Raw genomic sequence first — 7,688 nt, forward strand, 5'->3', positions numbered from 1 at the left:
CACGTCCTGGACCGCGCTGGTGGCCTATGTGCGGGCGGCGCTCGCTCACGAGCCGCGCGAGCAGTTCAGGACCTTGTTTCTGGATCGCAGGAACCAGCTGATGCGGGACGAACTCGTCGCCGACGGGACAGTTGACCATGCCCCTGTCTATCCGCGCGAAATCATTCGCCGGGCGCTTGAACTTTCGGCGTCGGCCCTGATCCTGGTCCACAATCATCCCTCCGGCGACCCGACGCCGTCGCAGGCCGATATCCAGATGACGCGACAGATCGTCGAGGCGGCGCGGGTTTTCAATCTGCAGGTCCATGACCACCTCGTCGTCGGCCGGGAAGGCACGGCCAGCTTCAAGGCCCTCGGCCTGATCTGAGGCGGCCATGACCTTGCATCGCATCGTCGCCGCCCTGGGCGGCGATCTCTATTCCGGCGGACGGCGCGCCAATGTCCCTGCGCCCGGCCATAGCGCGCGGGATCGTTCGGTCTCGCTGCTGCTGACCGACAACCGGGTCGTCATTCACGGCTTCGGCGGGTCGGACTGGAGGACCGTCCGCGATCAGTTGCACGACCGGGGCTTCATCGACGATGCCGGCCGATTGACCGGCGGTGGGCCGCCGGGTCCGCCGGTCCCAAGGCCCGATCCCCGTCTTCGTCTCCGGACGGCCTCGGATCTCTGGGCCGGTTGTCGGGGGCTGGATGGCGGCGGCCCCGCCGATCGCTACCTGCGTCGCCGCGCCGTTCAAGCCGTCGCCGCCGCGTCGAACCTCGGCTTCCATCCGGAAACGCCGATCTCTGTCTACCGGCCCAGCGGCCGGGGTCGCCCCGCCCTGATCGCGCGGATCAGCGACAGAGAGGACCGGCTGACGGCGGTGGAGCTGACCTATCTGGACCGGAACGGGCGTCTCGCCTCGGGCCTGCGACTGACGCGAAAGACGGTCGGCCTGGTTCCGGCCGGCGCCGCCGTTCGCCTGGCTTCGGCGGCTGCGGAGATGCTGGTCGGGGAAGGCGTTGTCACGACCCTGTGCGCCATGGACCGCTTCCAACTTCCGGGTTGGGCCCTGATGGCGGCGAACAACCTCGCGGCCTGGACGCCGCCCGCGCGGGTGCGCCGCGTGCTGATCGCCGCCGACCGGGGAGCCGCGGGCGAGGGCTGCGCGGCGCGGCTTCGACGCCGCCTCGTGCCCGGCGGTCTGGAGGTCCGTATCGTCCTTCCAGACCCGCCGTTCGGCGACTGGAACGAGGTGGCCGTCGCCGCGGCGAAAGGAGAGGAGCGAGGGTCTTGATGGGCGCCGGAGCGGCGGGGATGGGCCCCGGCGCCCGGCAGGAGAGTCCCCATGACCGACCTTGTTCCTGTCAGCATGCCCGCGGTCGTCGTCGCGCGCGACGAACGCACCGTCCGCCTCGGCGACATCGGCATCGCCCGCGAGAATCTGCGATTCAATGAGCCGCCGGATGACGACATCCCGACCTTGGCCGCCACGATGAAGGCCGCCGGCCAGCTGCAGCGCCTCACCGTCCGCCCCGGCCGCGGCAGAAAAGAGGAGCCCTGGATGGCATTGGACGGCCGCCGTCGGCGCCTGGCCCTGGGCTTGCTGCTGGACGCGGGGGAGATCGACGAGACCTACCCGGTCACGGTCTATGTCGAGACCGATCCGGCTCGCCAGGCGGCGGCCGTCCTGTTGACCAACACGGCCGTGCCCGTCCATGTCGCCGATATCATCGCCGCCATCGGCCGGATGCTGAAATCCAGGCTGACGGTGTCCGTGATCTCCCGGGCTCTCGGTTACGCCGAGATCGACGTCAAACGCCTGGCCGCCCTGGCCGGGCTGCCGCCGGTCGCCCTCGCGGCCCTGAAGGCCGGGCGCATGACCCTCAAACAGGCCCGGCTGCTGGCCCGTCTGCCGGACAAGGCGGAGCAGGCCGAGCTCGCCGAGGCGGCGCTGGACGGGCATGGATTTCAGGATTGGCGCATCACGGAACGGCTCGACGAAGGGCGGGTCACCGCCCGGGACCGCCGCTGCGCCCTGGTGGATTCGGTCCGCTATGGAGAAGCCGGCGGCCGCACCGAGGCGGATCTGTTCGGGGAGCTGGCGCCCGTATTGCTCGATCCCGACATCCTGACCGACCTGTGGATCCGACGGGCGCGCGCCATCGCCGCCGTCTTCGAGGCCGAGGGGATCGCGGTGCATGTCACCGCCGGACCCGAGCCTGAACTGCCCGATGACCTGGAAGCGCTGGGCTATGTCTACGGCGGCCAGCTTCCGGCTGAAGACATGGCGCGTTACCGGGCCCAGCGCGAGGTGTTCAATGAGCGGGCGGAGACGGCCCGGCGGGCTCTCTCGGAGGCCGGCGACCCCGAGACTGTGGACGCTGCCATCATCGCCATGATCCGCGCCCGGGTGACGGCGGACCAGACGGGTTGCGGCGGGCGGGTGGTGACGACGATGGTTATGTGGCCCGCCTCCGGCACGGGCGTCGATGTGCGCTGCTACACGCCCGAGGAACCCGAGATCGAGGAGGACGGTTCGACCGGGAGCGGTCCACCGAACCAGGCGTCGGCTCCGCCGGCCTATGTCCCTCCCGAAGTGGCGACGCCCGCGCCGGAGATCGACGGCGTCAACCATGCCCTGCACGGCGTGCGCACCGACGTCGCGACGCGGGGACTGATCCGCGCCCTGGCCGATGACCCGGGCGCCGCCCTGACCGCCTTGATCGCGCGCCTGTTCACCGTTCTGGTGCTGCGCACCCATGTGGCGCGCCCGGACTCGGCTCTGGCGATCCTCGCCACCGGGTTCAATCCGGCCGGCGGGCGGGTGATCGAACCCCTGGACGGAGAGGTGCGCCAGCGGCTCGACGATCGCCGCGCGACCTGGCAGGCTTCGGGCGAGACCGTCATCGCCTGGGTTCATGCGCTGCCGCATGGCGAGAAGATGGGTCTGCTGGCCGAACTGACCGCGATCAGCCTCGACGTCCGCGAGGAACGCACGACCCTGATCCGGCGCAGCGCCCGCGCGGAAGCGGCTGAACTGGCCGCGCTCTGCGCGGCGGACATCACCCTGCACTGGACGCCGGACGCGCCCTTCCTTCAGCTTCATTCCAAGGGGCTGCTGCTGGGGATGCTCGAGGCCATGGGGGCCGAAGACGACCGCGCCAGGTCGCTGAAGAAGGGCGAACTGGTCGACTGGGTCGCCGAACAGGCGGCGTCGCGGACCTGGGCGCCGGCCGGCCTGTCCTGGGCGGGCTCGCCGGAGGACGATGCCGACGAAGCTGACGACCGGCCCATCGACGAGCAAGACCCTGCGTTCAACGACGACGGGGTTGGGGCGTTCGCCGTCACCCCGGCCGGTGAGGCCGCGCTCGATCCCGCCGCCGCCTGACCGCCAGTCTTCCTGACGGACGCCGCCCCGGCTCAGCCGGGGCGGCGTAGTCGTGCGAATCCCTGGCGTGGGAAAGGGCGAGGAAAGGGCGGGGCGAGGCGAGCCTGCAGGACCGGGAGGGAGGCGCCCTCCGCTCCAGGCTGCCGGAGCCTTCGCCATGTCCTCGACCCCCAACCTGTCATTGTTCGCCGACCCGGCCGCCGGCGACGCCGCCGCCAATATCCTCGCCGCCGCCCGGGCGTTGGCGGCGCATCTGGCGCGGTCCCGTCCGCTCGACCGCAAGCTCGTGGCCGCCATCATGACGACCGCCTTCGGCGGGTCCGACGCCGAGGGCGCCTGGGCCTGGCGCGACGCCTATGACGCGATAGAGGCGGCGACGGTGCTGCAGGTCCGGCGTCTCGCGCCCCAGGTCGGCCGCCTGGAAGATGCGCCGGCGGAGATCACCGCCCTGCTGGCGGCCGTCTCGGCGCTCGGGCTGACCCAGTCCCGGCGCAGCGAGGCGCAGGTCGCGTTCGATCAATTCTCGACGCCGCCTCATCTGGCCGCGCTCGCCGTCCTGGCCGCCCAGGTGCGTCCCGGCGACCGCGTCCTCGAGCCCTCGGCCGGAACGGGCCTCATCGCCTCGGTCGCGGAGGCCTGCGGTGGGCTGCTGAGCCTGAACGAGCTCGCGACCGGTCGGGCCGACCTCCTCGACGGGCTCTTTCCGGGCGCGGACCGGACGCGCCACGACGGACGCCATATCCATGACCTGTCCGCGGGCTCGGGCGAATTCGACGTGGTGGTGTGCAATCCGCCGTTCTCGAACCTGGCCGCCCATCTGACGGCGGCCCTGAAGGCCCTGGCCGACCATGGCCGGTTGGCCGCGATCGTCCCCCTGAACGCCCTGACGGACGCCGCGCTGCTTCGCCGCCTCTGCGAGGTCGGCGCCGTCGTGAGCCGCATCGCCTTGCCGTCCGGCGGTTTCGCCAAACATGGGACCTCCGTTGAGACCGGTCTGCTGGTGATCGACCGCGCCGAAGGTTCCGCGGGCGCCGCGCCGCTCCAGAGCGCCGATGACCTGCAGAGCGCGGCGCGGATGACAGGGGCGATTTCGCCGCGGATCGGCGCCAGGCCGCGAACGCGCCTGCCGGTGACGATAGACGCCCTGCTGGGACCACGCGCGCGAGGCCTGGCCTTGCCCTCCGGCCGGCTGGCCTTTCTGGGTGGGGCTGCGGCCCTGACCTATGAGGTTCGCGCCTGGACGGGGGAGGGTCGCGATGTCGGGCTATACCAGGCCCACGCCCTGGGGCGGATCGTTCTGCCCGAGCCCCGCCCGCATCCGTCGCCTCTGGTCGAGTCCGGGCCCATGGCCTCGGTGGCGCCGCCGGCGCCGACCTATCGACCGGTCCTCCCTCCGGCCATGCGCGACCAGGGCTGGATCTCGGACGCCCAGACCGAGATGGTCATCTACGCCGGCGAGGCCCACGCCGCGCATCTGCCCGGACAGTGGCGGCTGGACGCGGCGCCCCACCATATGGTGCTCGCGCCCGAGGACCAGGAGGACGCCGTCCAGCTGCGGCGCGGCTTCTTCCTGGGCGATGGCACCGGCTGCGGCAAAGGCCGCCAGATCGCCGCCGTCATCGCCGACAACATGAGCCAGGGCCGGGTGCGCGCGCTATGGCTGTCACGGAACGACGCCTTGCTGGAGGACGCGCGGCGCGACTGGGCGGCGATCGGCGGCGGCGCTCATGACATCGTGCCCCTTTCGAGCTGGAAACAGGGGGACGCCATCCGGCTCGACCGGGGCATTCTGTACACGACCTATGCGACGCTTCGCCAACCGGCGCGGGGCGCCCGTCAATCGCGGCTCGACCAGATCATCGCCTGGCTCGGCGCGGATTTCGACGGCGTCATCGCCTTCGACGAGGCCCATGCGATGGCCAACGCCGCGGGTGGCGGCAAGGGCGCGCGGGGAACGAAGAAGGCGTCGCTGCAGGGGATGGCCGGTCTGGCGCTGCAGAACCGACTGCCCGATGCGCGGGTCCTCTATGTCTCGGCGACCGGCGCCACCACCGCCGAGAACCTGGCCTATGCCGCCCGGCTGGGCCTGTGGGGCGGGCCGGAGGCGCCCTTCATGTCGCGGGCGGATTTCCTGGAGGCCATGGACCGGGGCGGGGTGGCGGCGATGGAGCTGGTGGCGCGCGAACTCAAGGCGCTCGGCCTCTATGTGGCGCGGGGCCTGTCGTTCGAAGGGGTCGAATACGAGCCGCTGGTCCATCCCCTGACGTCCGACGACATCGCGATCTGGGACGCCTGGGCCGACGCCTTCCAACTGATCCACGCCAATCTCGCCGAGGCCTTGAAGGCCGTCGGCGTCAACGACGAGGCGAGCAAGCCCAGGAGCGGCCAAGCCGCCTCGGCGGCCCATTCCGCCTTCGAGGGCGCCAAGCTGCGCTTCTTCGGCCATCTGCTCGCGGGGCTGAAGGCGCCGAGCCTGGTGGCCTCGATCCGGGAGGATCTGGGCCACGATCGCTCGGCCGTGGTCCAGATCGTCTCGACCAATGAGGCGGTGATGGAGCGGCGGCTGGCGTCCGTCCCACCGGAGGAATGGAACAACCTTGCGATCGATATGACCCCGCGCGAATACGTCCTCGACTACCTGCGCGAGGCATTCCCGATCCACCTGATGGAGGCGGTCGAGGGGGAGAGCGGCGAGGTCACCCTGGTTCCGGTCATGGACGACGGCCGTCCGGCCGTCAGCCAGGAGGCGCTGGCCCGGCGCGAGAGCCTGATCGAACGGATGGCCTGCCTGCCCGCCGTGCCCGGGGTGCTCGACGCCCTGTTGGAGGCCCTCGGCGCGGACGCCGTCGCCGAGATCACCGGGCGGTCCCGGCGGGTGGTCGTGGGCGACGGACGCAGGCTGGTGGAACGGCGCGGCGCCTCGGCGGCGCGCGCCGAGACCGACGCCTTCATGAGCGGCCGCAAGCGGGTGCTGATCTTCTCCGACGCCGGAGGCACCGGGCGTAGCTATCACGCGGACCTGTCGGCGGCGAACCGGCAGCGCCGGGTCCACTATCTGGTCGAACCGGGCTGGCGGGCCGACGCCGCCATCCAGGGCCTGGGCCGGAGCCACCGCACCCATCAGGCCTCGGCCCCGCTGTTCCGGCCGGTCACGACGGACATCCAGGGCGAAAAACGCTTCACCTCGACCATCGCCCGCCGTCTGGACACGCTCGGCGCGCTCACGCGCGGCGAGCGCCGGACGGCCGGGGCGGGCCTCTTCCGGGCCGAGGACAATCTGGAAAGCCCATGGGCGCGCCGGGCCCTGCTGGTCTTCTACGGGGCCCTGGCGTTCGGCGAACTCGCTGCGATGACGCTCGAGACCTTCATGACCAAAACGGGTCTCAAGCTGCTCGACGCCGACGGCGGGCTCAAGCCGTCCGACGACCTGCCGCCGATCCACACCTTCCTCAACCGCCTGCTGGCGCTCAGGATCGCCGACCAGAACGCCTTGTTCGAGGACTTCGACCGCATTCTCTCGGGCATCCTCGAGCGCGCCGCCGCGTCGGGGGATCTGGACCGTGGACTTGAAGACATCGAGGCGGAGGAATTGGCGGTTCTGCACCAGGAAACCATCCGAACCGATGTCTCGACCGGCGCTGAAACCGCCCTGGTGACCTTCTCGCTCAGGGTTCGTCGCGACATCCTGCTCTCGCATGACGCGCTGGCCCGGGCCGCCGACGTCGCCCATCAGCTGGTCGTGAACGCCAAATCCGGCCGGGCGGCGGTCGCCGAGCTCGGCCTGACCACCGCCACGGACGAGGACCGGCTGGTCGCCGCCGTTCGCCTGATCCGGCCCGATGGACGTCAGACCCTGCCGGAGAGGACCTTCGAGGAATCGGCCTGGAAGCCCGCGGCGGTCGATGAATGGCGCCGCATCTGGGATGAGGAGGTGGCGGGAACCGACCCCTGGCGGACGCGCGAGCTCACGCTCGCGACCGGTCTGCTGCTGCCGATCTGGGGTCGGCTGCCCGCGCGCGGCTGTTCTGTGCGTCGGGTCAGGGCGCCGGACGGCCGGCGCTGGCTGGGGCGTGTGCTGGACCAGGTCCAGGCCCGGAGCCTCAAGGCGAGCCTCGGCCTGACCGATGTCGGCGAGGCGTGGTCGGACGGGGCGAGGACCGTCGCCACCTTGCTGGATCGCAACGTCCAGCTCTCGCTGGAGGGCGGCCTGTGGCTCAAGCGGTCGCGGGTCATGGACCGCTGGCGGATCGAGGTCGTCGGCGGGCGGACGGACCGGGACGCCCTGGTCGCGCTCGGGTGCTTCGTCGAGATCATCGC

4 protein-coding genes are annotated in these 7,688 nt (G+C 71.4%); all 4 read left to right on the forward strand.

Translation table 11 applies throughout. The features are described 5' to 3' along the window. A partial coding sequence (locus B2U11_RS12215) for a JAB domain-containing protein (protein WP_292072046.1) occupies nucleotides 1–367 on the forward strand: 367 nt, incomplete at its 5' end. Nucleotides 368–374: 7 nt separating this feature from the next. Then, the gene (locus B2U11_RS12220; RefSeq protein WP_292072048.1) at nucleotides 375–1,277 is read left to right on the forward strand and encodes a toprim domain-containing protein; all 903 of its coding nucleotides are present in this window, start codon (nucleotides 375–377) and stop codon (nucleotides 1,275–1,277) included. Nucleotides 1,278–1,328: 51 nt separating this feature from the next. Then, complete coding sequence (locus B2U11_RS12225) at nucleotides 1,329–3,371, forward strand: ParB N-terminal domain-containing protein (protein ID WP_292072050.1); 2,043 nt, start codon at nucleotides 1,329–1,331, stop codon at nucleotides 3,369–3,371. Nucleotides 3,372–3,528: 157 nt separating this feature from the next. Continuing rightward, nucleotides 3,529–7,688: strawberry notch family protein (locus tag B2U11_RS12230; RefSeq protein ID WP_292072052.1), on the forward strand; the 4,160-nt coding region annotated here is incomplete at its 3' end.

Source organism: Brevundimonas sp. UBA7534 (assembly GCF_002479325.1).
Taxonomy (GTDB): domain Bacteria; phylum Pseudomonadota; class Alphaproteobacteria; order Caulobacterales; family Caulobacteraceae; genus Brevundimonas.

Coding starts and splice junctions, on each gene's coding strand:
- B2U11_RS12220 (WP_292072048.1), top strand. CDS start 375: ATGACCTTGCATCGCATCGTCGCCGCCCTGGGCGGCGATCTCTATTCC.
- B2U11_RS12225 (WP_292072050.1), top strand. CDS start 1,329: ATGACCGACCTTGTTCCTGTCAGCATGCCCGCGGTCGTCGTCGCGCGC.